This is a genomic window from Agromyces sp. MMS24-K17 (genome assembly GCF_043950245.1).
Taxonomy (GTDB): Bacteria; Actinomycetota; Actinomycetes; order Actinomycetales; family Microbacteriaceae; genus Agromyces.
This window is the reverse complement of record NZ_CP171640.1, coordinates 2,804,069-2,828,997: the sequence shown is the minus strand read 5'-3', so window position 1 is coordinate 2,828,997 and position 24,929 is coordinate 2,804,069. Positions and strand designations below refer to the sequence as shown.

25 protein-coding genes are annotated in these 24,929 nt (G+C 73.4%); all 25 read right to left on the bottom strand.

Translation table 11 applies throughout. The features are described 5' to 3' along the window. Positions 1-87 precede the first annotated feature (87 nt). Entirely contained in the window at positions 88-738 is a 651-nt protein-coding gene (locus ACGGZK_RS12900) for a Trp biosynthesis-associated membrane protein (protein WP_395243042.1), read from the bottom strand. A 16-nt stretch (positions 739-754) separates the two neighbouring features. After that, positions 755-2,290 carry an anthranilate synthase component I gene (locus tag ACGGZK_RS12895; RefSeq protein WP_395243041.1) on the bottom strand — a complete coding sequence of 512 codons (1,536 nt, stop codon included), beginning with the start codon at positions 2,288-2,290 and terminating at the stop codon, positions 755-757. Then, the gene (gene hisI, locus ACGGZK_RS12890; protein WP_395243040.1) at positions 2,287-2,685 is read right to left on the bottom strand and encodes a phosphoribosyl-AMP cyclohydrolase; all 399 of its coding nucleotides are present in this window, start codon (positions 2,683-2,685) and stop codon (positions 2,287-2,289) included. Before hisI ends, ACGGZK_RS12895 begins: the two co-directional genes overlap by 4 nt. After that, the gene (gene hisF, locus ACGGZK_RS12885) at positions 2,682-3,443 is read right to left on the bottom strand and encodes an imidazole glycerol phosphate synthase subunit HisF (protein WP_395243039.1); all 762 of its coding nucleotides are present in this window, start codon (positions 3,441-3,443) and stop codon (positions 2,682-2,684) included. Before hisF ends, hisI begins: the two co-directional genes overlap by 4 nt. An 8-nt stretch (positions 3,444-3,451) precedes the next feature. Beyond that, positions 3,452-4,294, bottom strand: a complete 843-nt coding sequence (hisG, locus tag ACGGZK_RS12880; RefSeq protein ID WP_395243038.1) for an ATP phosphoribosyltransferase — start codon at positions 4,292-4,294, stop codon at positions 3,452-3,454. 49 nt (positions 4,295-4,343) lie between these two features. Further along, positions 4,344-4,607, bottom strand: a complete 264-nt coding sequence (locus tag ACGGZK_RS12875) for a phosphoribosyl-ATP diphosphatase (RefSeq protein WP_395243037.1) — start codon at positions 4,605-4,607, stop codon at positions 4,344-4,346. 20 nt (positions 4,608-4,627) lie between these two features. Then, entirely contained in the window at positions 4,628-5,296 is a 669-nt protein-coding gene (rpe, locus tag ACGGZK_RS12870) for a ribulose-phosphate 3-epimerase (protein WP_395243036.1), read from the bottom strand. 32 nt (positions 5,297-5,328) lie between these two features. Continuing rightward, positions 5,329-6,717 carry an RsmB/NOP family class I SAM-dependent RNA methyltransferase gene (locus tag ACGGZK_RS12865; protein ID WP_395243035.1) on the bottom strand — a complete coding sequence of 463 codons (1,389 nt, stop codon included), beginning with the start codon at positions 6,715-6,717 and terminating at the stop codon, positions 5,329-5,331. A 257-nt stretch (positions 6,718-6,974) separates the two neighbouring features. Further along, a complete protein-coding gene (gene fmt / locus ACGGZK_RS12860; protein WP_395243034.1) occupies positions 6,975-7,907 on the bottom strand; it encodes a methionyl-tRNA formyltransferase in 933 nt (310 codons plus the stop codon). 90 nt (positions 7,908-7,997) lie between these two features. After that, positions 7,998-9,968 (bottom strand): primosomal protein N', encoded by a 1,971-nt coding sequence (locus ACGGZK_RS12855; protein WP_395243033.1) that lies wholly within the window; start codon positions 9,966-9,968, stop codon positions 7,998-8,000. A gap of 1 nt (position 9,969) precedes the next feature. Then, entirely contained in the window at positions 9,970-11,163 is a 1,194-nt protein-coding gene (gene metK, locus ACGGZK_RS12850) for a methionine adenosyltransferase (RefSeq protein WP_395243032.1), read from the bottom strand. A 15-nt stretch (positions 11,164-11,178) separates the two neighbouring features. Further along, positions 11,179-12,444 (bottom strand): bifunctional phosphopantothenoylcysteine decarboxylase/phosphopantothenate--cysteine ligase CoaBC, encoded by a 1,266-nt coding sequence (gene coaBC, locus ACGGZK_RS12845; RefSeq protein ID WP_395243031.1) that lies wholly within the window; start codon positions 12,442-12,444, stop codon positions 11,179-11,181. An 11-nt stretch (positions 12,445-12,455) separates the two neighbouring features. Further along, positions 12,456-12,713 carry a DNA-directed RNA polymerase subunit omega gene (rpoZ, locus tag ACGGZK_RS12840; protein ID WP_127793552.1) on the bottom strand — a complete coding sequence of 86 codons (258 nt, stop codon included), beginning with the start codon at positions 12,711-12,713 and terminating at the stop codon, positions 12,456-12,458. 49 nt (positions 12,714-12,762) lie between these two features. Continuing rightward, positions 12,763-13,692 (bottom strand): guanylate kinase, encoded by a 930-nt coding sequence (gmk, locus tag ACGGZK_RS12835; protein WP_395243030.1) that lies wholly within the window; start codon positions 13,690-13,692, stop codon positions 12,763-12,765. Beyond that, on the bottom strand, positions 13,685-14,560 hold the full coding sequence (pyrF, locus tag ACGGZK_RS12830) for an orotidine-5'-phosphate decarboxylase (RefSeq protein WP_395243029.1): 876 nt from the start codon (positions 14,558-14,560) through the stop codon (positions 13,685-13,687). Before pyrF ends, gmk begins: the two co-directional genes overlap by 8 nt. Continuing rightward, positions 14,557-17,847: a carbamoyl-phosphate synthase large subunit gene (gene carB, locus ACGGZK_RS12825; RefSeq protein WP_395243028.1), complete on the bottom strand. Its 3,291-nt coding sequence runs from the start codon at positions 17,845-17,847 to the stop codon at positions 14,557-14,559. Before carB ends, pyrF begins: the two co-directional genes overlap by 4 nt. Next, a complete protein-coding gene (gene carA, locus ACGGZK_RS12820; RefSeq protein WP_395243027.1) occupies positions 17,847-19,076 on the bottom strand; it encodes a glutamine-hydrolyzing carbamoyl-phosphate synthase small subunit in 1,230 nt (409 codons plus the stop codon). The genes carB and carA overlap by 1 nt, the downstream gene beginning before the upstream one ends. After that, positions 19,073-19,639 carry a hypothetical protein gene (locus ACGGZK_RS12815; protein WP_395243026.1) on the bottom strand — a complete coding sequence of 189 codons (567 nt, stop codon included), beginning with the start codon at positions 19,637-19,639 and terminating at the stop codon, positions 19,073-19,075. The genes carA and ACGGZK_RS12815 overlap by 4 nt, the downstream gene beginning before the upstream one ends. After that, a complete protein-coding gene (locus ACGGZK_RS12810) occupies positions 19,623-20,957 on the bottom strand; it encodes a dihydroorotase (RefSeq protein ID WP_395243025.1) in 1,335 nt (444 codons plus the stop codon). The genes ACGGZK_RS12815 and ACGGZK_RS12810 overlap by 17 nt, the downstream gene beginning before the upstream one ends. Further along, positions 20,954-21,904: an aspartate carbamoyltransferase catalytic subunit gene (locus ACGGZK_RS12805; protein ID WP_395243024.1), complete on the bottom strand. Its 951-nt coding sequence runs from the start codon at positions 21,902-21,904 to the stop codon at positions 20,954-20,956. The genes ACGGZK_RS12810 and ACGGZK_RS12805 overlap by 4 nt, the downstream gene beginning before the upstream one ends. Next, the gene (gene pyrR / locus ACGGZK_RS12800) at positions 21,904-22,443 is read right to left on the bottom strand and encodes a bifunctional pyr operon transcriptional regulator/uracil phosphoribosyltransferase PyrR (protein ID WP_395243023.1); all 540 of its coding nucleotides are present in this window, start codon (positions 22,441-22,443) and stop codon (positions 21,904-21,906) included. The genes ACGGZK_RS12805 and pyrR overlap by 1 nt, the downstream gene beginning before the upstream one ends. Positions 22,444-22,730: 287 nt before the next feature. Next, positions 22,731-23,258: a DoxX family membrane protein gene (locus ACGGZK_RS12795; protein WP_395243022.1), complete on the bottom strand. Its 528-nt coding sequence runs from the start codon at positions 23,256-23,258 to the stop codon at positions 22,731-22,733. A 162-nt stretch (positions 23,259-23,420) separates the two neighbouring features. Next, a complete protein-coding gene (gene nusB / locus ACGGZK_RS12790; RefSeq protein WP_395243021.1) occupies positions 23,421-23,834 on the bottom strand; it encodes a transcription antitermination factor NusB in 414 nt (137 codons plus the stop codon). Continuing rightward, complete coding sequence (gene efp / locus ACGGZK_RS12785) at positions 23,834-24,397, bottom strand: elongation factor P (protein WP_395243020.1); 564 nt, start codon at positions 24,395-24,397, stop codon at positions 23,834-23,836. Before efp ends, nusB begins: the two co-directional genes overlap by 1 nt. Before the next feature lie 88 nt (positions 24,398-24,485). Then, positions 24,486-24,923, bottom strand: a complete 438-nt coding sequence (locus tag ACGGZK_RS12780) for a type II 3-dehydroquinate dehydratase (protein ID WP_395243019.1) — start codon at positions 24,921-24,923, stop codon at positions 24,486-24,488. Between the last annotated feature and the right edge of the window lie 6 nt (positions 24,924-24,929).

Below are 24,929 nucleotides of genomic sequence, written 5' to 3'. Positions count from 1 at the left end.
CTTCGTTGCGGGGGTCGGGTGCCAGTCTAGCGGGCGGGCGTCGGGCGCCCGGGCAGGGCCGTGCCGGCGCTCGGCACGACCCCGGGGTCAGTCGGTGGGGTCCTCGCCGCGGCTGAGGTCGTCCCATTCGTCGATCGCGCGATCCCTCGCGCGGTCGCCGGTGTCGGTCAGCGCGGTGCCCCGCGCGGGCGTGCCGCCCTCGCCCTGGGTCGATGCGGGAGCGCCGCTCGCGCCGTCGTCGAACCGGGTGGCGCGGTAGCGTCGCGACGACGACGGCCACCGGTGCCCGGTCGCGAGCACCAGCACGCCCGCGGCGACGACGAGCACGCCGCCGGCGATCGCGACGGCGCCCCAGCCGGTGGCCGCGGCCGACGCGACGAGGGCGGCGACCGGGTCGTCGCCGGTCACGCCCGTGGCATCCGTCACCGCCGGTCCCACCGATTCGAGCGGGGAGCCGAGTGAGAGGGACGCGGCCAGCACGAGGCATCCGCCCAGCAGCACGGCCAGGATGCCGAGCACGATCCGGATGCCGGGGCCGGCGATCGCGAGCGCGCCGGCCAGCGCGAGACCGGCGAGGGCGAGCGCCGCGAGCGCCGGCGAGGCGACGTCGCCGCCCACCGCGATGACCGCGCCGCTGCCGGCGCCGTCGACGAGGAGCACCTCGAACCACGTCTGGCTCCACGACAGCAGCGCGAGGCCCGACCCGGCGATCGCGAGCAGGATCGCGGGCAGCTTCATCCGCGCTGCGCGCACCTCAGCGCACCCGTCGCATCGCGTTCGCGACGGCCACCGCGCGCAGCGGCGCCGCCGCCTTGTGCTGCGACTCGCGGAACTCGCTCTCGGCGTCGGAGTCGGCGACGAGCCCGGCCCCGGCCTGCACCCACGCCACGCCGCCGGCGATCGTCGCCGTGCGGATCGCGATCGCCAGGTCGGCGTCGCCGCCGAAGCCGAAGTAGCCGACGACGCCGCCGTAGACGCCGCGCTGGGCCGGCTCCAGCTCGTCGATGATCTCGAGCGCGCGCGGCTTCGGCGCGCCCGAGAGGGTGCCCGCCGGGAACGTCGCCCGGAACACGTCGATCGCGCTCCGGCCGCCGGCCAGGTCGCCCTCGACCGAGGAGACGAGGTGCATGATGTGGCTGAACCGCTCGACCCGCATGAACTCGGTCACCTCGACCGTGCCGGCCGTGCAGACCTTCGCGAGGTCGTTGCGGGCGAGGTCGACGAGCATGAGGTGCTCGGCGCGTTCCTTCGGGTCGGCGACGAGCTCGGCCTCCAGGTCGGCGTCGGCCTCCGGCGTCTCCCCGCGCGGGCGCGAGCCCGCGATCGGATGCGTGTAGACGCGGCCGTCCTCCACCTTCACCAGCGCCTCGGGCGAGGAGCCGACGATGACGTACGGCTCCCCCGCGGCGTCGTCGAGGTGCAGCAGGTACATGTAGGGGCTCGGGTTGAGGGTGCGCAGCACCCGGTAGACGTCGAGCGGGTCGGCGGTGGCCTCCTGCTCGAAGCGCTGCGAGATGACGACCTGGAAGACGTCGCCGTCGCGGATGTACTCGCGCGATCGCTCCACCGAGGCCAGGAAGTCGGCCCGGTCGGTGCGGTGCCGCGGCTCCGGGGCGACGGTGAGGTCGATCTCGGCGAGCTGCGCCTCCGCCGGTTGCGCCAGTTCGGCCTGCAGCCGGTCGAGGCGGGCCTGCGCGTCGGCCCAGAGCGCCGCGGGGTCGTCGTCGCGGTCGTTCAGCACGGATGCCACGAGCTGCACGGTGCTCGTGCGGTGGTCGACGACCGCGAGCTCGGAGACGAACGCGAACGCCTGGCCGGGCGTCGGGTGGTCGGCCGGCGGCCGGTTCGGCAGGTGCTCGATCTGGCGGATCGCCTCCCACCCGATGAAGCCGACGAGGCCGCCGGTGAGCGGCGGGGCGCCGGGCACGTCCTCGGTCGCCCAGCGCCGGTGGAGCGACTCCAGCGCGGCCAGGGGCGCGAGCCGTTCCCCCGCCTCGCCGAGCGCGCGGCCGGCGTCGAGGCCGTAGTCGAGCCATTCGACCGCGCCGTCGCGCTCGGTGAGCACGCCGTACGCGCCGGCGCCGACGAACGAGTAACGCGACCAGATGCCGCCCTGCTCGGCGGACTCCAGCAGGAAGGTGCCGGGGCGGCCCGCCGCGAGCTTCCGGTAGATGCCCACCGGGGTCTCGCCGTCGGCGAAGAGCTCGCGGACGACGGGCACCACGCGCCGACCCGCCAGCAGCCCGGCGAAGTCCTCGAAGCGCGTCGTCCGCCCCGCGGCGTCGGTCATCGCTCGCCCACGACGACGTCGAGCCGGTCCGCGTCGAAGCACGTACGGTCGCCGGTGTGGCAGGCGGCGCCCACCTGGTCGACCTTCACGAGCAACGTGTCGGCGTCGCAGTCGAGGGCGGCCTCGCGCACGAACTGCACGTGGCCCGAGGTGTCGCCCTTCCGCCAGTACTCCTGGCGCGAGCGCGACCAGAACGTGACGCGTCCTTCCGAGAGGGTGCGGCGCAGCGCCTCGCGGTCCATCCAGCCCAGCATGAGCACCTCGCCGGTGTCCCACTGCTGGATGACCGCCGGCAGCAGGCCGTCGCCATCGAACTTCGCACGCTCGATCGGGCTGATGCCGTTCCCCCACGGCTCGTCGTCGCGCTCGAGCTCCTCGTCGCCGGGCTGGCTCATCGGACCGTGCTCCCCTCCGCGCGCAGCGCGTCCTTGACCTCGCCGATGGTGATCTCGCCGTTGTGGAACACCGACGCGGCGAGCACGGCATCGGCCCCCGCCGCGACGGCCGGGGCGAAGTGGCCGACCGCGCCGGCGCCGCCCGAGGCGATCACCGGGACCGTCGACAGCTCGTGCATGAGCGCCGTGAGCTCGAGGTCGAAGCCCTGCTTCGTGCCGTCGGCGTCGATCGAGTTGACGAGCAGCTCGCCCGCGCCGAGTTCGATGGCCCGCCGGGCCCACGCGAGCGCGTCGAGGTCGGTCTCGGTGCGGCCGCCGTGGGTGGTCACCACGAAGCCCGACTCGGTGCGCTCCGACCGCTTCACGTCGAGCGACAGCACGAGCACCTGGGCGCCGAAGCGGTCGGCGATCTCGCCCAGGAGGGCGGGCCGGGCGATCGCGGCGCTGTTCACGCCGACCTTGTCGGCACCGTGGCCGAGCAGCCGCGCGACGTCGTCGGTGCTGCGCACCCCGCCGCCGACGGTCAGCGGGATGAAGACCTGCTCGGCGACCCGCTGCACCATCTCGTACGTGGTCGATCGGTCGTCGACCGTGGCGGTGACGTCGAGGAACGTCAGCTCGTCGGCGCCCTGGTCGGAGTAGCGCGCGGCGAGTTCGACGGGGTCGCCCGCGTCGCGCAGGTTCTGGAAGTTCACGCCCTTGACGACGCGGCCGGCGGCCACGTCGAGGCACGGGATCACGCGGACGGCGAGGGTCATGCGATCACCTACAGCCGGGCCGCGTGGATCGCGCTGACGAGGATGGCCCGCGCGCCGAGCGCGTAGAGCTCGTCCATGACGTGGTTCATGTCGGTGCGCGGGATCATCACCCGCACGGCAACCCAGTCGCGGTCCTGCAGCGGCGAGATGGTCGGCGACTCGAATCCCGGCGCCACCGCGGTGGCCTGCTCGAGGACCGAGACCGGTACGTCGTAGTCGAGCAGCACGTACTCGCGGGCGACGAGGACGCCCTGGAGGCGTCGGACGAGCGTCGCCGTGCCGGGCTTGTCGATGCCGGAGCCGATGAGCACGGCCGTCGAGTTGAGGATGACGGGACCGAAGATGTTGAGGCCCTGCTTGCGCAGCGTCGACCCGGTCTCGACGACGTCGGCGACGGCGTCGGCGACGCCGAGGCGGACCGCCGACTCGACGGCGCCGTCGAGCTTGACGAGCGCGGCGCCGCTGACGCCCTGACCGGCGAGGTAGTCGCCCACCAGGCCCGGGTAGCTCGTCGCGATGCGGACGCCCTCCAGGTCGGCGAGGGTGTCGAAGCGCCCGGCGGGTGCGGCGAACCGGAACGTGGACGCGCCGAACCCGAGGTCGGCGATCTCGGCGGCCGTCGAGCCGCTGTCGAGCAGCAGGTCGCGCCCGGTGATGCCGACATCGAGCGCGCCGGAGCCGACGTACGTCGCGATGTCGCGCGGACGGAGGTAGAAGAACTCGACCCCGTTGCGGGGGTCGGCGACGATGAGCTCCTTCGGGTCGCGGCGACCGTGGTAGCCGGCCTCCCGGAGCATCTCGGCGGCGGTTTCGGACAGCGAGCCCTTGTTGGGCACGGCGATGCGGAGCATTCCCTGGCTTTCGTGTGGACGGAACTGATCGGTCATGGGGATGGCGCGATCAGAGATGTCGATACACGTCGGCCGGGCTGAGCCCCTTCGCGAGCATGAGCACCTGCAGGTGATAGAGGAGCTGCGAGATCTCCTCGGCCGTCTCGGCGTCGCTCTGGTACTCGGCGGCCATCCAGACCTCGGCCGCCTCCTCGACGATCTTCTTGCCGATGGCGTGCACGCCGGCGTCGAGCTGCTTGACGGTGCCGCTGCCCTCGGGGCGCGTACGGGCTTTGTCGGAGAGCTCGACGAAGAGGTCGTCGAAGGATTTCACCCTTGCAGCCTACCGGTGCCTCACCGGTGGTCGTGCCGGTGGCCTGCGGCGGCGGCGCGCAGTGCGGCGATCTGCTCGGCGGGCTCGCCGCGGAACACCGCCGAGCCCGCGACGAAGGTGTCGGCCCCCGCCTCGGCGGCGATGCCGATGGTGTCGGCCGTGATGCCGCCGTCGACCTGGAGCCAGACGTCGATGCCGCGTGCGCGCACCGCGTCGGCGACCCGGCGCAGCTTCGGCATGGTCTCGGGCATGAACGACTGGCCGCCGAAGCCGGGTTCGACCGTCATCACGAGCACCTGGTCGAACTCGTGGAGCACCTCGAGGTAGGGCTCGACGTCGGTGCCGGGCTTCAGCGCGATGCCCGCGCGCGACCCGATCTCGCGCAGCCGGCGCGCGAGCCGGACGGGGTCGGTCGCGGCCTCGACATGGAACGTCACACTCGCGGCTCCCGCCTCGGCGTAGCCCGGCGCCCACCGGTCGGGGTCGTCGATCATGAGGTGCACGTCGAGCGGCACCGGCGACACCTGGACGAGGCGCTCGACCATCGGCAGGCCGAACGTGAGGTTCGGCACGAAGTGGTTGTCCATGATGTCGACGTGCACCAGGTCGGCGGTCGCGATGCGGCCGAGCTCCCGCTCGAAGTTCGCGAAGTCGGCGGCGAGGATGCTCGGGTTGATGCGCGTCGTCATGCTGGAGAGCCTAGCGAGCGGCCCGGTGCGGCTCAGGCGTCCGAGGGAGCCGCCGAGCCCGTGGCATCCGCCCCGACCGCCGCGTCCGCGGCCTTCCGCACCAGCGCGATGAACATCGCGTCGGTGCCGTGCCGGTGCGGCCAGAGCTGGACCGTCCGGCCGTCGCCGGCGAGGTCGAGCGGATGCCTCGACGCGCCCTGCACGACCGCGGCGGTGTCGAGCTGCTCGGCCGCCGCACCCCACCGGCCGAGCGCCGCCTGCAGCGTGCCGTGGGTCTCCGCCGTGTGCGGCGAGCACGTGACGTAGGCGAGCACGCCGCCCGGCGCGAGCTGCCGGAACGCGGCGTCGACGAGTTCGGCCTGGAGGCCCGTCAGCTCCGCGACATCCGACGGCTGCTTCCGCCAGCGCGCCTCGGGACGCCGCCGCAGCGCGCCGAGTCCGGTGCACGGGGCGTCGAGGAGGATCCGGTCGAACCCGCCGGGGGCGCCCAGCGCCTCCGCCTCGACCTCGCGCCCGTCGCCGACCCGGACGTGCACGTCGATCGGCACCGCCGCGATCGCGCGGCGGACGAGCTCGGCGCGCGCCGGCACGAGCTCGTTCGCGACGAGCGACGCGTCGCCGGCGAGGGCGGCCGCGGCGAGCAGCGCGGTCTTGCCGCCGGGACCCGAGCACAGGTCGAGCCAGCGCTCCCCCGGCCGGACGGGCGCCGCACCGACGAGCGCGAGCGCCGCGAGCTGGGAGCCCTCGTCCTGCACGCGCACCCGGCCCTCGTGCGAGGCCACCAGCTCCAGCGGGCGGTCGGCTGTGAACCCGACCGGTGAGAACCGATCGGGCTCGCCGAGCTCGTCGACCCCGCCGTCGCCCAGGCCGGGCAGCAGCACGAGGTTGACCGCCGGGGCGGCGTTGTCGGCCGCGAGGAGCGCCTCGAGCTCGTCGCCGCGGCCCTCGCGCTCGAGCGCCGACCGGAGCGCGCGCACGACCCAGAGCGGATGCGACTCCACGACGGCCAATCGCTCGAGGCTGCCCTCCGCACCGGTCGCGTCGCCGATGCGCTCGAGCCAGGCGTCGGCCTCGGTGCGCGAGACGGTGCGCAGCACGGCGTTCACGAAGCCGGCGGCGTGCGGGGCGACGCGGTGCGCGAGCGCGACCGACTCGTGCACGGCTGCGTGGGTGGGCACGCGGGTGGCGAGCAGCTGGTGCACGCCGAGACGCAGGAGGTCGAGCACCGGCGGGTCGATCTTCGCGACCGGACGGCCGGCGGCCTCGACGATCACGGCGTCCCAGGTGCCGAGGCGCCGGAGGGTGCCGTACGCCAGCTCGGTGGCGAGACCGGCGTCGGCCGGGTCGAGGCGGGCGCGCTCGATGCGCGCGGGCAGCAGGAGGTTGGCGTAGGCCTCGTCGTCGCGGACCGCCTCGAGCACCTCGTAGGCGACCAGGCGGGCCGGGGAGACGGTGCCCTGCGGGGGTCGCGAGGGTCGACGCGAGCGCCCCGCGTTCCCGGACCGGTCCGTCCGGGCGGACCGGTCGGTGCGGCCCGAGTCGTCGGTACGGTCGGCCCGATTCGCGCGGGCAGACCGGTCCGTCCGCCCCCGGCCTCCGCCGTCGCCGCTGCCACCGCTCCCGTTGCCGCGGCGGTGGTTCCCGCCCGCGCCGGCGCCGCGGGTCGGCCCTCCGCCGCTCACCGCGCCACCGCCTGCTCGACGCCGAGGCCGCGCCACCAGTCGGCGGCCGCCATGGCGGTGCGGCCCGCCGGTTGCACCCGGTCGAGCCGGACCGCTCCGTCCGCGGTGCCGACGAGCACCTGCTTCGCGTGGAAGCCGACCTGCCCGGGCGCGAGCGACGGCCGGTCGCCCGGCGGCACCGGCACCGCCTCGAGCACCTTCACGCGGACGCCGTCCACCTCGGTGAAGGCGCCCGGCTCGGGCGTGACGCCGCGCAGCCGCGCGTCGACCTCCGCGGTCGGCCGCGACCAGTCGAGCCGGGCGTCGTCGATCGTGAGCTTCGGCGCGTACGACGGCGCCCCGGACTGGGGCACCGCGACGGCTTCCCCCGCGGCGATCCGGTCGACCACGTCGGCGACCAGGTCGGCGCCCGACACCGCGAGCTCGCCGAGCAGGTCGCCCGCGGTCGCCGACGGCGCGATCGGATGCCGCAGCTCGCCGTACACGTCGCCGGCGTCGAGCTCGGGCACCAGCCGGAACACGGAGGCGCCGGTGACGGCATCGCCGGCGATCAGCGCGTGCTGCACCGGCGCGGCGCCCCGCCACGCGGGCAGCAGGGAGAAGTGCAGGTTGATCCAGCCGTGCTCGGGCGCCGACAGCAGCGGCTCGCGCACGAGTCCGCCGTACGCGACCACGACCGCGAGGTCGGGGCGCAGCGCCAGGATGCGCTCGGTCGCGTCGGCGTCGAGGCGAGCGGCGTCGATGACGGGGAGGCCGAGGGCCGCCGCCGCCTGCGCGACCGGCGACGGGGTCAGGACCCGCTTCCGGCCGAGCGGGGCCGGCGGGCGCGTGACGACGCCGACGACCTCGTGGTCGCCGCGCGCCAACCGCTCGAGGGTCGGCACGGCGGGTGCGGGCGTGCCCGCGAAGACGATCCGGAGCTTCTGCACACTCCATTGTCCCCGAACCGCGCGACGGCGCGGTCGCGCCGGTCCATGGTGCGGGTGCGCCGTGCGGGTGCACCCCGGCCCGGGGTCGCCTCAGGGCACCGCGGGATCATCGAACCGGATCCGCAGCACCGGAGCCCGACCGGGACCGCGACCCGCGACCGGCCGGCGCCGCTCGGTGGCCACGCGGATCGACTCGGCGCGCAGGGCGGCGGCCACGGCGGCGCCCGCACCGTAGTCGAAGCGCACGATCGCCCGCTCGAGCCCGTCGTCGGCCGGGAGCGGCCCGAGCACGTCCACGCCGGGCGCCGCCTGCTCGGCGGTGTCGACCGCGCGGCGCACCCGGTCGCGCCCAGCCGTGATGCTCGCAACCCGCACTGCGGGCGGGAACCGCAGCGCCCGCCGGGTCGCGAGCTCGGCGACCGCCCAGTCGGGCTGGCGCCACGTCGCGAGCGCGGTCGCCAACCCGCCCGCCACGCCGACGAGGAACACCGGCACGCGAGGGGCCGCGAGGGCCGCGGCATCCGACCACCAGCGCAGGCAGTCCTCGGCGACGCGCAGCGACTCCCGGAGGAGCATCCGCTCGCCGTCGAGGAGCAGGACGGCGCGGTAGCCGCCGTCCGCGATCGGCTCGGCGCCGCGCGTGGCGACGACGAGCGCGGGCTCCGCGCCGACCCGCAACACCTGTCGTTCGCCGTCGGAGAGGATCACCCGGGCGCGCGGGAACGCCCGGCCCAGTTCCTCGGCGGTGCGCGTCGCGCCGACCGACGCGGCGCGCAGCGCGGTCCCCTCGCACACCGGGCACCGCCAGCCGGCCGCCGGGGTGCCGCACAACGTGCATGCGGCCTGGCCGCCCGAACCCGGGATCGCGATCGCCCCGCCGCACGCGGCGCAGCGAGCGGGCTCACGGCAGCGATCGCAGACGAGCAGGGGCGTGTGGCCGGGCCGCGCGACCTGCACCAGCACGGGACCGGTGAGCACGGCCTCCTGCGCCTGCCGCCAGGCCGCCGTCGGGATGCGGGCCGGCCCCGCGTCCGACGCCTGCTGCTCGGTCAGCACGACGTGCGGACGCTCCGGCCGGACCGGCCGCACGTCGGCGAGCCAGCCGAGCTCCACGAGCCGGGCGGCTTCGACGCTGCGCGCGTGCGCGGCCAGCACGAGCGCCGCCCCCGACTGCTCCTGGCGGACGAGGGCGACGTCGCGTGCGTGCACTCCGGGCGCCAGCGGCTCCGCGAAGAGCGGATCGCCGTCGTCCCAGAGCGCGATCAGCCCGAGGTCGGCCGCCGGCGCGTAGACGGCCGAGCGGTTGCCGATGATCGCGTGCGCCCCGGTCGTCGCGTCGAGGAAGGCGCGGTATCGCGACGGACCGGTCTGTCTCGCGTCGGTGCGGAGGATGCGCTCGGGCGGCAGCACCGCCCGCAGCGCGGCCTCGAGCTGCTCCTGGTCGCGGTGGTCGGGCACGGCGAGGATCGCCGAACGACCCGCGTGCACCGCGTGCGCCGCGGCCTCGGCGAGCGTGATCGCCCACCCGCCGACCCACTCCCCCGACGGCGTCTCGCGGAGGCCGGCACGGGCGACCAGCGCGACGCGCTCGCCCGCGGTGATCGCCGACTCGAGGCGCCCCGGTTCGTACCCGGTGATGGCGATCGGCGCAGCGGATGCCCCGCCCGGAACTGGCTCGGCCTCCGCTACCGCCTGCTCGGCGAGCCACGCGCGCTCCGCGCGCACGTACCTCGGCGGGATCGCGAGCCGGAGCACGTCGCTGGCGACGCCGGCGGCGCGGTCGGCGACCGCCCGCGCGAGCGCCCAGACCTCGGGCCGCAGCACCGCGACGGCGCCGACCACGTCCTCCAGATCGCTCAGGCGGCCGTCGTACTCGCTGCGATCGACGAGCTCGACGAGCCATCCGTCGGCGATGCGTCCGCCCGTGCGGAGCGGGACCCGCACCCGCACGCCCGGCCGCGCCGCCTCGACCAGGTGATCGGGCACCCGGTAGTCGAAGAGCTGGTCGAGCTGCGGCAACGGCGAGTCGACGAGCACCCGGGCGACGCGCCCGTCGCCCATCTCAGACGCCGGAGGCCTGGCGCAGCGCGTCGACGCGGTCGAGCCGCTCCCAGGTGAACTCGGGCAGCTCGCGACCGAAGTGGCCGTACGTCGCCGTCTTCGCATAGATCGGGCGCAGCAGGTCGAGGTCGCGGATGATCGCCGCCGGACGCAGGTCGAAGACCTCGCGGATCGCCGCGATGATCCGCTCGTCGGGCAGGTGGCCGGTGCCGAACGTCTCGACGTAGAGCCCGACCGGTGCCGCCTTGCCGATCGCGTACGCGACCTGGAGCTCGAGGCGGTCGGCGAGGCCCGCGGCGACCGCGTTCTTCGCCACCCAGCGCATGGCGTACGCGGCCGAGCGGTCGACCTTCGACGGGTCCTTGCCGCTGAACGCGCCGCCGCCGTGGCGGCTCGCGCCGCCGTACGTGTCGATGATGATCTTGCGGCCGGTGAGGCCCGCGTCGCCCTGGGGGCCGCCGATCTCGAACCGGCCCGTCGGGTTGATGAGCACCTGCAGCTCCGGTCGCGACAGCTCGACCGTGTCGAGCACCGGCCGGATCACGACCTCCTCGACCTCGGCGCGCAGCTGCTCCGTCGACACGGCCGGCGAGTGCTGGGTCGAGAGCACGACGGTCTCGATGCTCTTCGGGACCTGGCCGTCGTAGCCGATCGTGACCTGGGTCTTGCCGTCGGGACGGAGGTAGTCGAGCTCGCCGTCCTTCCGCACCTGGGCGAGCCGCTCGGCGAGCCGGTGCGCCAGCCAGATCGGCACCGGCATGAGCTCGGGCGTCTCGCGCGTGGCGTAGCCGAACATGATGCCCTGGTCGCCGGCGCCCTGGCGGTCGAGCGCGTCCTCGCTGGTGCCCTCGCGCGACTCGAACGCGTGGTCGACGCCCTGCGCGATGTCGGGCGACTGCCCGCCGATCGACACGGACACGCCGCACGAGCGGCCATCGAACCAGACGTCGGAGGAGTCGTAGCCGATCGAGGTGACCCGCTCGCGCACGATCGCCGGGATCTCCACGTAGCCCGAGGTCGACACCTCGCCGGCCACGTGCACGAGGCCGGTCGTCACGAGGGTCTCGACCGCGACGCGGGCGTTCGGGTCGACCCGGAGCAGGGCGTCGAGGATCGAGTCGGACACCTGGTCGCAGATCTTATCGGGGTGTCCCTCGGTGACGGACTCGGACGTGAAGAGGCGGAGGGCACTCATGTTCGGCGGGGGCTCCTAACGGGTGGATGCGGCCCCATCGGCCGCTGTTCCGAGTTCTGACACAACCACGTCCATGATGCCGTGCGCCACCGACGACTTCGTCCCGCGTACCTCTGTGACGATGCGGTCGTCGCGGCCGATCACGACCACGTCGTTGTCGTCGGCCGCGAAGCCGGCGTGCCAGCCGACGCGGTTGACCACGAGCAGGTCGGCGCGCTTCGCGCGACGCTTGGCGCGCCCGAGCTCGAGCAGCCGGTCGGCGTCGGACTCCGTCTCGGCGGCGAAGCCCACCAGGAGCGTGCCGTCGTGGGGCGCCGCGCCGAGCTCGGCGAGGATGTCGGGGTTGCGCACGAGCTCGAGCGTGAGCCCGGCGTCGGACTGGTCCTTCTTGATCTTCGACTCGCTCACGGCGGCGGGCCGGTAGTCGGCGACGGCGGCCGCCATCACGACGACGTCGGCCCCGGCGACGGCCGCGCGGAGCGCGTCGCGCAGCTCAAGCGCGGTCGACACCCGTCGGATGTCGCACCCGGCCGGGTCGGCGACCTCGAGGTTCGCCGCGATGAGGGTCACCTCGGCGCCGCGCGCGCGAGCAGCCTCGGCGAGGGCGATGCCCTGCTTGCCGCTGGAGCGGTTGCCGAGGAAGCGGACCGGATCGAGCGGCTCGCGGGTGCCGCCCGCGGTCACGACCACACGACGGCCGGCGAGGTCGCCGGTGGCGGGGGCATCCCTCCCGGGGTCGCCTGCGACGCGCGCGTCGACGACCGCGAGGGCCGCGGCGACGATCGCCTCGGGCTCCTCCATGCGGCCGGGGCCGCTGTCGGCGCCGGTGAGCTGGCCGACGGCAGGGCCGACGACCGTCACGCCCCGGGCGCGCAGCGTCGCGACGTTGGCCTGCGTCGCCGCATTCGCCCACATCTCGGTGTGCATCGCCGGCGCGATGACGATCGGCGCCTCGCTCGCGAGCACCGTGTTGCCGAGCAGGTCGTCGGCGAGGCCGGCGGCGAGCTTCGCGATCGCGTTCGCCGTCGCCGGCGCGATCACGATGAGGTCGGCCGCCTGGCCGATCGCGACGTGCCGCACCTCGGCGACCCCCTCGTAGAGGTCGGTGTGCACCGGATTCCGCGAGATCGCCTCGAGCGTCGGCTTGCCGACGAAGCGCAGCGCACCCTCCGTCGGCACGACGTGGACGTCGTGCCCCGCGAGCACCAGCGCACGGACGACGCCGACGGCCTTGTAGGCCGCGATGCCGCCCGTGATGCCGACGACGATGTTGAGCGGCATCCGCTGGCCGGCTACTCGCCGAGCGGGCGGAGCCGGAGCTTGTCCTCGTTGATCTCGTGGAGGGCGACCGTGAGCGGCTTGTCGTCGATCGACGAGTCGACCAGCGGGCCCACGTTGTCGAACAGGCTGCCCTCGTGGAGGTCGGCGTAGTAGTCGTTGATCTGGCGGGCGCGCTTGGACGCGAAGATGACCAGCTGGTACTTCGAGTCGACCTTCGACAGCAGGTCGTCGATGGGCGGGTCGATGATGCCGGACTGCTTCTCAGCCATGCGGAACTCCTCTATTCATTGCGATCGCGCACCCCCGGTGCGCGGAAGATCAGGACGCGGAGCGGCGTGGCCGGCCCCGACGAGGTCGCATCAAGTCTACGACCTTCCGTGCAGCCTCGCCGACCTCGTCGTTCACGACGCGGTGGTCGAACTCGTCGACGGCCGCCAGCTCAACCTTCGCGGTCTCGAGCCGGCGCTGCTGCTCGGCCGGTCCCTCGGTGCCTCGGCCGATGAGCCGGCGCACCAGTTCGTCCCAGCTCGGGGGCAGGAGGAAGACGAGCGTCGCCTCCGGCATCGCCCGGCGCACCGAGCGCGCGCCCTGGATGTCGATCTCCAGCAGGACCCCGTCGCCGCGCGCGATCGCGGCCTCGACCGGCCCGCGCGGCGTGCCGTAGCGGTGGTGGTTGTGCACGGTCGCCCACTCGAGCAGCTCGCCCTCGGCGATCATGCGATCGAACTCGGCGTCGTCGACGAAGAAGTAGTGCTCCCCCTCGACCTCGCCGGGCCGCGGCGACCGGGTGGTGGCCGAGACCGACAGCTTGATGTCGGGGTGGTGCCGGCGGATGTGCGCCGCCACCGTGCCCTTGCCGACCGCGGTCGGCCCGGCGAGCACCACCAGGCGGTCGCCGGTGCCGCCGTGCGCGGCCACCCAGTCGGCGGTGAACTGGCGGATGCGCTGGCGCTGCAGCCGGCCGAGCCCGCCGAGGCGCTTCGCCGGGGAGATCTCGAGGTCGGCCATGATCCGCTCGGTCTTCGTGCGGCCGATCGCCGGGATGGAGCTCAGGAACTCGGTCACCCGCAGCCGGCCCTCGATGCCCTCGGGCTCCTCCATCGCGGCGCGCAGCACGTCGAGCGGGCTGCGGCTGCCGTCGGCGATCGCCTGCTTCACGGCGGCGCGCGCGCGACGAGCGGCGACGGCGGCGCGGGAGGCGGCGACGCGGTCGACGTCGGGCGGGGCGGCGGTCTTCGTCTCAGGCACCGGTCGCCCCCACCAGGTCGGCGCGGCGGGCGATCGCATCGGCGATGCCGTCCGGTCCGGCGGCGAGGATCGATCGCGATTCGCTCACGATGACCCCGCCCGCGAGCGATCCGAAGATCCGCGGGAACTCGGCCGGCTCGGCGCCCTGGTGCCCGAAGCCCGGGGCGAGGATCGGCAGGCCCGGCCCGCTCCGGTCGCCGTCGACGTCGATGCCGGCCGCCGCGAGGTCGACGGTCGCGCCGATCACGACGCCCATCGAGCCGAAGGCGCGGGTCGAGGCATCCGCCACGTTCCGGTTCCAGCCGTCGACGCCGTCGACGATCGCCCCGCCGACCGTCGCGCCCGCGCGCGACGACTGCTGCAGCACGGCGCGCTGGATCGCGGCCGCCTCGGGGTTCGACGTCGCGGCCAGCACGAACAGGCCCTTGCCGGCGTCCTCGGCCTGCGCGCGCACCGGCTCGATGGAGCCGAGGCCCTGGTAGGCGCTGATCGTCATGGCGTCGGCCTCGAGCGACGAGCCCGGCGTGAGCCAGGCCTCGCCGTAGGCGGCGACGCTCGAGCCGATGTCGCCGCGCTTCACGTCGGCGATCACCAGCAGCCCGGCCGCCCGCGCCTCCGCGAGGACGCGCTCGAGCGCGGCGTACCCCGCCGCGCCGTGGCGCTCGAAGAACGCGACCTGCGGCTTCACGATGCCGACGCGACCCGCGGCCGCGTCGACGACGCGCAACCCGAACTCGCGGACGCCCGTCGCCGAGTCGGGTTCGCCCCACGCCTCGAGCAGCCCGGCGTGCGGGTCGATGCCGACGCAGAGCCGCCCGTACGCGGCGAAGACCGCGCCCAGCCGGTCGCCGAAGGGGATGTCGCTCACGCGTGCGCCTTCCGACGGGCCTGGTACTCCTGCAGGCTGGTCACCTCGAATCCGCCGCGCACGGCGTCGAGCGACGCCACGGCCGCGCTCAGTTCGGCGATGGTCGTGAACAGCGGGATGTCCGCCGCCACGGCGGCCGCGCGGATCTCGTAGCCGTCGGCCCGGGCCGACCGACCGCTCGGGGTGTTCACGACGACGTCGACCTCGCCGCGGTTGATGAGCTCGACGATCGAGACCGCGTCGTCGGATGCCTTCTCGCTGTACTTGCCCACCTCGGTGGTCTCGATGCCGTTGCGACGGAGGATCTCGGCCGTGCCCGCCGTCGCGCGCACGTCGAAGCCCGCCTGCTGCAGGCGCAGCACCGGCAGGATGATCGCGCGCTTGTCGCGGTCGGAGACCGAGACGAACACGGTGCCGCCGAGCGGCATGCCGCCGTACGCGGCGACCTGGCTCTTCGCGAACGCCCGCGGGAAGTCCCGGTCGATGCCCATGACCTCGCCGGTCGAGCGCATCTCCGGGCCGAGCACCGAGTCGACCATGATGCCCTCGGCGGTGCGGAAGCGGTGGAACGGCAGCACGGCCTCCTTCACGGCGACGGGCGCGTCGAAGGGGACGCGGGAGCCGTCCTGCTCGGGAAGCAGCCCCTCGGCCTTCAACTCGGCGACCGTCGAGCCCGTCATGACGCGGCTCGCCGCCTTCGCCAGCGGGATGCCGAGCGCCTTGGAGACGAACGGCACCGTGCGGCTCGCGCGCGGGTTCGCCTCGAGCACGTAGAGCACGCCCGCGCCGATCGCGAACTGCACGTTGAGCAGGCCCCGCACGCCGATGCCCTCGGCGATCGCACGGGTCGCCTCGACCACGCGGTCGATCTGGTCGCGGCCGAGCGTGACCGGCGGCAGCGTGCAGCTCGAGTCGCCCGAGTGCACGCCGGCCTCCTCGATGTGCTCCATCACGCCGCCGATGTACAGCTCGGTGCCGTCGTACAGCGCGTCCACGTCGATCTCGATGGCGTCGTCGAGGAAGCGGTCGACGAGCAGCGGATGCGTCGGCCCGACGATGCCCTGGTCGGCGATCCGGTCGAAGTAGTCGACGACGGAGGGCGTGTCGTAGATGATCTCCATGCCGCGGCCGCCGAGCACGTAGCTCGGGCGAACGAGCACCGGGTACCCGATGCCCTCGGCGACCTGGACCGCGCCCGCGAGGTCGGTGGCCGTGCCGTTGCGGGGAGCGAGGAGGCCCGCCTGCTCGAGGATGCCGGCGAACAGGCCGCGCTCCTCCGCGAGGTCGATCGCCTCGGGCGTGGTGCCGAGGATCGGCACGCCGGCCGCCTCGAGGCCCTTCGCGAGGCCGAGTGCGGTCTGGCCGCCGAGCTGCACGATGACGCCGACGAGCTCGCCCGACTGCGACTCGGCGTGGATGACCTCGAGCACGTCCTCGAGCGTGAGCGGCTCGAAGTAGAGCCGGTCGCTCGTGTCGTAGTCGGTCGAGACCGTCTCGGGGTTGCAGTTGATCATGATCGTCTCGAACCCGGCGTCGCTGAGCGCGAACGACGCGTGCACGCACGAGTAGTCGAACTCGACGCCCTGGCCGATGCGGTTCGGCCCCGAGCCGAGGATGACGACCTTGCGGCGATCGCTCGGCGCGACCTCGGTCTCGAGGTCGTAGCTCGAGTAGTGGTACGGCGTCAGCGCCGGGAACTCGCCCGCGCACGTATCGACCGTCTTGTAGACCGGACGGATGCCGAGGATGTGGCGCACCTCGCGGGCGTCCGCCTCGCTGCCGAAGCCGCGGAGCTGGGCGATCTGGGCGTCGGAGAAGCCGTGGTCCTTCGCGAGCAGCACGGTGTCGGTGTCGAGCGTCTCGGCGGCGGCGACGTGCGCGGCGACGTCGTTGATGAGCACGATCTGGTCGAGGAACCAGGGGTCGATCTTCGTCGCCTCGAAGGCCTGCTCGATCGTCGCGCCCTTGCGGAGCGCCTGCTGGAGCACCACGATGCGGCCGTCGGTCGGCACCTTCGCGATCTCGAGCAGCTCCTCGACGGTGCGCTCCTCCTCGCCCCAGTGGAACGACGAGCCCCGCTTCTCGAGCGAGCGCAGCGCCTTCTGCAGCGCGGTCGCGTAGTTGCGCCCGATCGCCATCGCCTCGCCGACCGACTTCATGGTGGTCGTCAGCGTCGGGTCGGCGGCCGGGAACTTCTCGAACGCGAAGCGGGGCACCTTCACGACGACGTAGTCGAGCGTGGGCTCGAACGACGCCGGGGTGACGCGCGTGATGTCGTTCGGGATCTCGTCGAGGCGGTAGCCGATCGCGAGCTTCGCGGCGATCTTCGCGATCGGGAAGCCGGTCGCCTTCGACGCGAGCGCCGACGAACGGGACACGCGCGGGTTCATCTCGATGACGATGATGCGGCCGTCAGTCGGGTCGACGGCGAACTGGATGTTGCAGCCGCCGGTGTCGACGCCCACGGCGCGGATGATGTCGATGCCGATGTCGCGGAGCTTCTGGTACTCGCGGTCGGTGAGCGTGAGCGCGGGCGCCACCGTGATGGAGTCGCCGGTGTGCACGCCGACCGGGTCGACGTTCTCGATCGAGCAGACGACGACCGTGTTGTCGGCCGTGTCGCGCATGAGCTCGAGCTCGTACTCCTTCCAGCCGAGGATCGACTCCTCGAGGAGCACCTCGGTCGTGGGCGAGTCGTGCAGGCCCGCGCCGGCGATGCGCCGCAGGTCGGCCTCGTCGTACGCGAAGCCCGAGCCGAGGCCGCCCATCGTGAAGGAGGGGCGCACCACGAGCGGGTAGCCGAGGTCCTCGGCCGCCGCGAGCACCTCGTCCATCGTGTGCGCGATGTGCGAGCGGGCGACGTCGGCGCCGCACTCGATGACCAGCTGCTTGAAGAGCTGGCGGTCCTCGCCCTTGCGGATGGCGTCGACCTTCGCGCCGATGAGCTCCACGCCGTGCTTGGCGAGGATGCCCGCCTCCTCCAGCGCGATCGCCGCGTTGAGCGCCGTCTGGCCGCCCAGCGTCGGCAGCACCGCGTCGGGGCGCTCCTTGATGATGATCGACTCGATGACCTCGGGGGTGATCGGCTCGACGTAGGTCGCGTCGGCGAAGTCGGGGTCGGTCATGATGGTCGCCGGGTTCGGGTTGACCAGGATGACCCGCACGCCCTCGGCGCGCAGCACCCGGCACGCCTGGGTGCCGGAGTAGTCGAACTCGGCCGCCTGGCCGATGACGATCGGGCCGGAGCCGATGACCAGGACGGAGTTGATGTCGTCGCGCTTGGGCATTACTTGCCGTTCTCCTTGCTCGCGGCGTCATCGGCCGTCGCTGGGTCTCGATCCGCGGCTTCGCCGCTATTCGACCCGCCTCGCTGGTGCTGGCGCACCATCTCGGCGAACCGGTCGAAGAGGTAGTTGGCGTCGTGCGGGCCGGCCGCCGACTCGGGGTGGTACTGGACGCTGAAGGCGGGGATGTCGAGGCAGTTCAGGCCCTCGACGACGTTGTCGTTGAGGTCGTAGTGGCTCACCTCGACCCGGCCGAAGCCCTCGCTGGAATCGCTGACCTCGCCGATGGGCGCGTCGACGGCGAAGCCGTGGTTGTGCGCGGTGATCTCAACGCGGCCGGTCGCGACGTCGAGCACGGGCTGGTTGATGCCGCGGTGCCCGAACGGCAGCTTGTAGGTCGGGAACCCGAGGGCGCGGCCGAGCAGCTGGTTGCCGAAGCAGATGCCGAAGTACGGGAGCCCGGCGCGCAGCGACGTGCGCAGGATCTCGACGTGCCGGTCGGATGCCCCGGGGTCGCCCGGACCGTTCGAGAAGAACAGCGCGTCGGGCTCGAGCGCGAGCACGTCGTCCGCGGTGACCGACTGCGGCAGCACGTGCACGTCGAAGCCGCGTTCGGCGAGGAAGTTGAGCGTCGACGTCTTGACGCCGAGGTCGAGCACGGCGACCGAGCCGACCCGCTCACCCGTTGCGGGAAGGGTGTACGCCTCCTGCGTCGAGACGGCGCCCGAGAGGTTCTGCCCGGCCATCTCGGCACCGCCGAGCACGAGGTCGAGCTGCTCCCCCGCGGTGAGCGAGGCATCCGCCCCGGAGAAGACGCCGGCGCGCATCGAGCCCGCCGACCGGATGTGGCGGGTGACCGCACGCGTGTCGATGCCGGAGATGCCGACGATGCCGGCCGCCTCGAGGTCGGCGTCGAGGCTCCGCTGCGAGCGGAAGTTCGACACCACGCGGGAGGGGTCGCGCACGACGAAGCCGGCGACCCAGATCTGGGCGGACTCCATGTCCTCGTCGTTCATGCCGGTGTTGCCGATGTGCGGCGCCGTCATGAGCACGATCTGGCCGGCGTACGACGGGTCGGTGAGGGTCTCCTGGTAGCCGGTCATGCCGGTGGCGAAGACGGCCTCGCCGAGGGTGCGGCCGCGCGCGCCGTAGGCGCGGCCCTCGTAGCGGGTGCCGTCCTCGAGGACGAGCACGGCGGGCTCGGGGACGGTGACGGTGGTGGACTCGGTCATTCGGATGCCTCGTTCTCCTGCGGTGCGGGCCGCGACGCGGCGGGCGCGGCGGCGATGTCGGTGACGGCGGCGATGATGCCGGCCGCGTCGCCCGGGTACCGGGCGCGGAGGTAGCTGTCGACGCGGACCGGGTCGTCGCCCGGTTCGCTCTGGTTCGCCAGCCAGGTGACGGCGACGAGCCCCTCGGGCTCGACGGTGCGATCGATGGCCCAGGTGGCGCGCACGGCGCCGACGAGCCGGTCGGCGGGGATGAAGCTGGGCGCCTCGCCCGCCACGCGGATCACGAGCCCCTCGGGCGCGACCTCGACCCGGCCGGAGCCGCGGAACGCGAGCCCGGCGAGGGCGAGGCGCTCGAGCGGCTTCCCCTCGGGGGTCGTGGCGACGTACAGGACCTCGCAGTCGACGCCGGCCTGGCCGAGGCCGGTCGGCAGCGGGTACGCCGAGAGCTCCGCGTCGCGCTGGGTGCGGCTGCGCCACGAGCGCAGCATGAGCCACAGCGCGCCGCCGACGATCACGACGGCGATGAGCGCGCCGATCCAGTAGCCGCTAGCCACGGGCGCCACCAGTCGCGAGTGCGGCGACCTCCGAGGCGTCGCGGACGGCGCCGTCGCGGACGGTCGCGATCCCGGCGTGGAACGTCCACCGCACCTGCCCGGGCAGGGTGCGCCCGAGGTACGGCGAGTTCACGCTGCGGCCGGCGAGCCGCTCGGTGCCGAACACGCCGGAGGCGTTCGGGTCGTAGAGCACGACCTCGGCGGGTGCGCCCGCCTCGAGCGGGGTGCCGTGCCCGTCGAGCCGGCCGATGCGGGCCGGGGTCGTCGACATCACGCGGGCGACGCCGGCCCAGTCGAGGAGCCCGGTCTCGACCATCGTCTGGTGGACGATCGACAGCGCCGACTCGAGGCCGACCATGCCGTTCGCCGCGGCGTCCCACTCGCACTCCTTCGCCTCGACGGGGTGCGGGGCGTGGTCGGTGGCGACGATGTCGATCGTGCCGTCGGCGAGGGCGGCGCGCAGCGCCGCCACGTCCTCCGCGCGGCGCAGCGGCGGGTTCACCTTGTAGCGCGGGTCGTAGCTGGCGACGAGCTGCTCGGTGAGGAGCAGGTGGTGCGGGGTGACCTCGGCGGTCACGTCGATGCCGCGGGCCTTCGCCCAGCGGACGACCTCGACCGACCCGGCGGTCGACAGGTGGCAGACGTGCAGGCGCGAGCCGACGTGCTCGGCGAGGAGCACGTCGCGCGCGATGATCGACTCCTCGGCGACGGCCGGCCAGCCGGCGAGGCCGAGCTCGCCCGAGAGGGCGCCCTCGTTCATCTGCGCACCCTGCGTGAGGCGGGGCTCCTGCGCGTGCTGGGCGATGACGCCGTCGAACGCCTTCACGTACTCGAGCGCCCGCCGCATGAGCAGCGGGTCGGCGACGCAGAAGCCGTCGTCGCTGAACACCCGCACGCGGGCGCGGGAGTGCGCCATCGCGCCGAGCTCGGCGAGCTGCTCGCCCTTCAGGCCGACGGTGACGGCGCCGATCGGCTGCACCGTCGCGTAGCCCGCGGCGCGGCCGAGGCTGAGCTCCTGCTCGACGACGCCGGCGGTGTCGGCGACCGGCGACGTGTTCGCCATCGCGAACACGGCCGTGTACCCGCCGGCCGCGGCGGCCTGCGTGCCGGTCAGCACGGTCTCGCTCTGCTCGTACCCGGGCTCGCGGAGGTGGGTGTGCAGGTCGACGAGGCCCGGCAAGGCGAGGAGCCCGTCGGCGTCGACGACCGTCGCGCCCGGGGCATCCGCGATGCTCCCGACCTCGGCGATCACGCCGCCGTCGAGGAGGAGGTCGGCGCGGCTGCCGTCGGGCAGGGTCGCGCCCTGGATCAGCGTGCGCTCGCTCATGCCGCCCCCCGCTCTCCGGACAGCAGCAGGTAGAGGGCGGCCATTCTCACTGATACTCCGTTCGCGACCTGCTCGCGCACCGTCGACTGCGGCGCATCTGCGGCGCGCGCGGCGATCTCCAGGCCTCGGTTCATGGGTCCGGGGTGCATGACCATCGTAGTCGGGGGCAGTCGATCGAACCTCGCGTCGTCGAGCCCCCAGGTCCGCGAGTACTCCCGGCTGTTGGGGAAGAAGGCGGCGTGCATGCGCTCCGCCTGGATGCGCAGCATCATCACCACGTCGGGTCCGGTCGCCAGCGCGGCGTCGAGGTCGTAGCCGACCTTCGCCGGCCAGCCGCTCGGGTCGACGGGCAGCAGCGTGGGCGGCGCGACGAGCTCGACCTCGGCGCCGAGCGTCGCGAGGAGCCACACGTTCGAGCGGGCCACGCGGGAGTGCAGGATGTCCCCCACGATCACGACGCGCACGCCGTCGAGGTCGCGTCCGCGCGACGCGTCGCCGTGGAGCCGGCGCCGCATCGTGAAGGCGTCGAGGAGCGCCTGCGTGGGGTGCTCGTGCGTGCCGTCGCCGGCGTTGACGACGCCCGCGTCGATCCATCCGCTCGTCGCGAGGGTGAGCGGCGCACCCGACGACGGGTGGCGGATGACGACCCCGTCGGCGCCCATCGCCTGGAGCGTCTGGGCGGTGTCCTTGAGGCTCTCGCCCTTCGAGACGCTCGAGCCCTTCGCGCTGAAGTTGATGACGTCTGCGCTCAGCCGCTTCGCGGCCGCCTCGAACGAGATGCGCGTGCGCGTCGAGTCCTCGAAGAACAGGTTGACGACGGTGCGGCCGCGCAGCGTCGGCAGCTTCTTGACCTCGCGCTCCTGCACGAGGGCCATGTCCTCGGCGACGTCGAGCAGCGCGATCGCCTCGTCGCGCGAGAGGTCGCGCGTGCTGAGGAGGTGGCGCATCAGTCCTCGCCTCCCTCGATGACCACGGCGTCCTCGCCGTCGGTCTCGTCGAGGCGCACGAAGATGCGCTCGGCCTTCGAGCTGGGCAGATTCTTCCCGACGAAGTCCGCGCGGATCGGGAACTCCCGGTGCCCGCGGTCGACCAGCACGGCCAAGCGCACCGCGCGGGGGCGGCCGAGGTCGCTCAGGGCGTCGAGGGCGGCGCGGATGGTCCGGCCCGAGTAGAGCACGTCGTCGACGAGCACCACGGTGCGACCGTCGATGCCGTCGACCGGCAGCTCGGTCGGCGAGGGCGTCCTCGTGCGGGTGTGCGACAGGTCGTCGCGGTACATCGTCACGTCGAGCGCGCCGGCGGGCACGGATGCCTCGGGCTCGATGCGCGCGATGTTCGCCGCGATGCGGCGCGCGAGGGCGACGCCCCTGGTCGGGATGCCGAGGATGACGAGATCCGAGCTTCCCTTGTTGGACTCGAGGATCTCGTGCGAGATGCGGGTCAGTGCCCGCGAGATATCAGCCTGACTGAGCACGGCGCGTGCCAATGCAGACTCCCTTCTCCGCCTCACTGGACGGCCTTAAAGGTTGTCGATCCGGACCAGCCTACCAGCGCGGCCGCGCACCGCCGTGCCCGGCCTCGATCGGGACACACGACGATCCGGTTCGGCTGCCACGCCTCCGGTGGCGTTCGGCCGTGCGAGCGATCCCGAACCGGCCGATCGGCGTCGCCGTCCCTCGGCACCGCGGCACGCCCTGTGGGGCGCCGACCGCCCGCGGGGACGCGGAGGGGCGGGCCGCTTCCGCGACCCGCCCCCGTCCGGCGCCCGACCCGTCAGCTGCGGGCCGGTCCCCGGAGTGCGCGGGAGGCCACGACGAGCGCGGCGGCGACGAGCACGACGTTCTTCAGCACGTACTGGCCCAGCAGCGTCGGGCCGGTGGCCTCGAACAGCTCGCCCGGGAAGAACAGCAGCGGCGAGAAGATGCCGACGAAGGCGATCGCCAGCACGACGAGGCCGAGCCGCGCGCCGACGCCCGAGACGAGCAGCAGGCCGGCGGTGGTCTCGATGACCGCGGTGAGCACCAGCGCGAGCTGTCCGCCGACGAGGCCGAACGTGAGCACGCCCCACGTCGCCTCGACGAGGGACTCGACCGGGCTCACGCCGGGGAAGAACTTCAGCACGCCGAACACGGCGAACACGAGGCCGAGTGCGACTCGGAGGGCCGGGATGCTCCACTTCTCGAGGAGCGCCTTGAGTGCGGCCTCACCGGTGCGGAAGCGGTCGAGGACGCCGAACGGGATGGCGGGGACGGGACGCGGACCGATGGGCTGGATGCCCGGGGCGGCGGGGATGGTGGACATGGCGGAACGGCTCCCTTCGAGCACGGTTCATTCTGGATTCGGGCGCCGGAGCGGCACCGTCAACCAGTGAACCGGGGAGCAGGCCTCCGAGGATCGGGGCTGTCGCGGGAACGCGGCGCGGGTTAACCCGGAGCGTCTCCTCCGGGTTCCCCGCGCGCCGCGTCAGCCCTTCGCGTGCGAGACCGCGGCGAGCAGGCCGTTCACGAAGCCCGCGGAGTCGTCGGTCGACAGCACCGTCGCCGCCTCGACCGCCTCGGAGATCGCGACCGGGTCGGGCACCTCGTCGTTCCAGACGATCTCCCAGACGCCGATGCGCAGCAGCGCACGGTCGACCGCGGGCATCCGATCGAGCGTCCACCCGCGCGCGTGCGTCGTGATCAGCTCGTCGATCTCCTCGCGGTGGTCGACGATGCCGTCCACGATCTCGCGCGCGTACAGCCAGGAGGCCTGCCGCTCGGGCTCGTTCACGGCGCGCTCGGCCTCGACCGTCAGCAGCCGCTCGACGGGGATCTGGCGCATGTCCGCCGAGTAGAGGAGGTCGAGCGCGCGCTTGCGCGCCTTGGTGCGGGCGCTCACTAGTCGTTCACGCGGCCGAGGTAGTCGCCCGTGCGGGTGTCGACCTTGACCTTGGTGCCCGTCTCGAGGAACAGCGGCACCTGGATCTCGTAGCCCGTCTCGACGGTCGCGGGCTTGGTGCCGCCCGTCGAGCGGTCGCCCTGGAGGCCCGGCTCGGTGTAGGTGATCTCGAGCACGACCGACGCGGGCAGCTCGACGTAGAGCGGGTTGCCGTTGTTCAGCGCGATGGTGACCGACTGGTTCTCGAGCATGAAGTTCGCGGCGTCGCCGACGGTCGGGGCCGGGACGGTGATCTGGTCGTAGTCCGTCGCGTCCATGAACACGAAGCCCTCGCCGTCGTTGTACAGGTACGTGAAGTCGCGGCGGTCGACGTTCTCGATGTCGACCTTCGCGCCCGCGTTGTACGTGCGGTCGACGACCTTGCCGGTGACGACGTTCTTGAGCTTCGTGCGCACGAACGCGCCGCCCTTGCCCGGCTTGACGTGCTGGAACTCGATGACGCTCCAGAGCTGGCCGTCGATGCTGAGGACGACGCCGTTCTTGATGTCAGCGGTGCTTGCCATGGAGATGTGTTCCGATCTGTCGGCTGGGAGGAGGGCAGGAAGTCTGCGGGCACGCGGAACCGCGTGCGACTGATCGAGTGTAGTCGACTCAGCCGCGCGAGCGCTGGATCCAGTCGACCGCGAGCCGGTACGAGTCGGCGCCGAAGCCCGCGATGACCCCCGTCGCGACGCCCGAGATCACGCTCGTGTGCCGGAACGCCTCGCGGGTGTGCGGGTTCGACAGGTGCACCTCGACGAGCGGCACGCCCGCCTGCTTCAGCTGGGCCGCCGCATCGCGCAGCGCGTAGCTGTAGTGGGTGAACGCCGCGGGGTTCAGCACGACCGGGAGCTTCCGGTCGACGGCCTCGTGGATCCACCCGATCAACTCGGCCTCGTCGTCGGTCTGGCGGAACTCCACGTCGGCGCCGGGCACGGATGCCTCGACCGCCGCGGCGATGTCGTCGAGAGTCTCGCTGCCGTACACCTCGGGCTCGCGGGTGCCGAGCCGGCCGAGGTTCGGCCCGTTCAGCACGAGGATCGTCGTCATGCGTGC

Bases quoted from the DNA above. Each gene is read 5' to 3' on its own strand.
- ACGGZK_RS12900 (WP_395243042.1), bottom strand. From the start codon at position 738: ATGAAGCTGCCCGCGATCCTGCTCGCGATCGCCGGGTCGGGCCTCGCG.
- ACGGZK_RS12895 (WP_395243041.1), bottom strand. From the start codon at position 2,290: ATGACCGACGCCGCGGGGCGGACGACGCGCTTCGAGGACTTCGCCGGG.
- hisI (WP_395243040.1), bottom strand. From the start codon at position 2,685: ATGAGCCAGCCCGGCGACGAGGAGCTCGAGCGCGACGACGAGCCGTGG.
- hisF (WP_395243039.1), bottom strand. From the start codon at position 3,443: ATGACCCTCGCCGTCCGCGTGATCCCGTGCCTCGACGTGGCCGCCGGC.
- hisG (WP_395243038.1), bottom strand. From the start codon at position 4,294: ATGCTCCGCATCGCCGTGCCCAACAAGGGCTCGCTGTCCGAAACCGCC.
- rpe (WP_395243036.1), bottom strand. From the start codon at position 5,296: ATGACGACGCGCATCAACCCGAGCATCCTCGCCGCCGACTTCGCGAAC.
- ACGGZK_RS12855 (WP_395243033.1), bottom strand. From the start codon at position 9,968: ATGGGCGACGGGCGCGTCGCCCGGGTGCTCGTCGACTCGCCGTTGCCG.
- metK (WP_395243032.1), bottom strand. From the start codon at position 11,163: ATGAGTGCCCTCCGCCTCTTCACGTCCGAGTCCGTCACCGAGGGACAC.
- coaBC (WP_395243031.1), bottom strand. From the start codon at position 12,444: ATGCCGCTCAACATCGTCGTCGGCATCACGGGCGGCATCGCGGCCTAC.
- rpoZ (WP_127793552.1), bottom strand. From the start codon at position 12,713: ATGGCTGAGAAGCAGTCCGGCATCATCGACCCGCCCATCGACGACCTG.
- carB (WP_395243028.1), bottom strand. From the start codon at position 17,847: ATGCCCAAGCGCGACGACATCAACTCCGTCCTGGTCATCGGCTCCGGC.
- carA (WP_395243027.1), bottom strand. From the start codon at position 19,076: ATGACCGAGTCCACCACCGTCACCGTCCCCGAGCCCGCCGTGCTCGTC.
- ACGGZK_RS12810 (WP_395243025.1), bottom strand. From the start codon at position 20,957: ATGAGCGAGCGCACGCTGATCCAGGGCGCGACCCTGCCCGACGGCAGC.
- ACGGZK_RS12805 (WP_395243024.1), bottom strand. From the start codon at position 21,904: ATGCGCCACCTCCTCAGCACGCGCGACCTCTCGCGCGACGAGGCGATC.
- ACGGZK_RS12795 (WP_395243022.1), bottom strand. From the start codon at position 23,258: ATGTCCACCATCCCCGCCGCCCCGGGCATCCAGCCCATCGGTCCGCGT.
- efp (WP_395243020.1), bottom strand. From the start codon at position 24,397: ATGGCAAGCACCGCTGACATCAAGAACGGCGTCGTCCTCAGCATCGAC.
- ACGGZK_RS12780 (WP_395243019.1), bottom strand. From the start codon at position 24,923: ATGACGACGATCCTCGTGCTGAACGGGCCGAACCTCGGCCGGCTCGGC.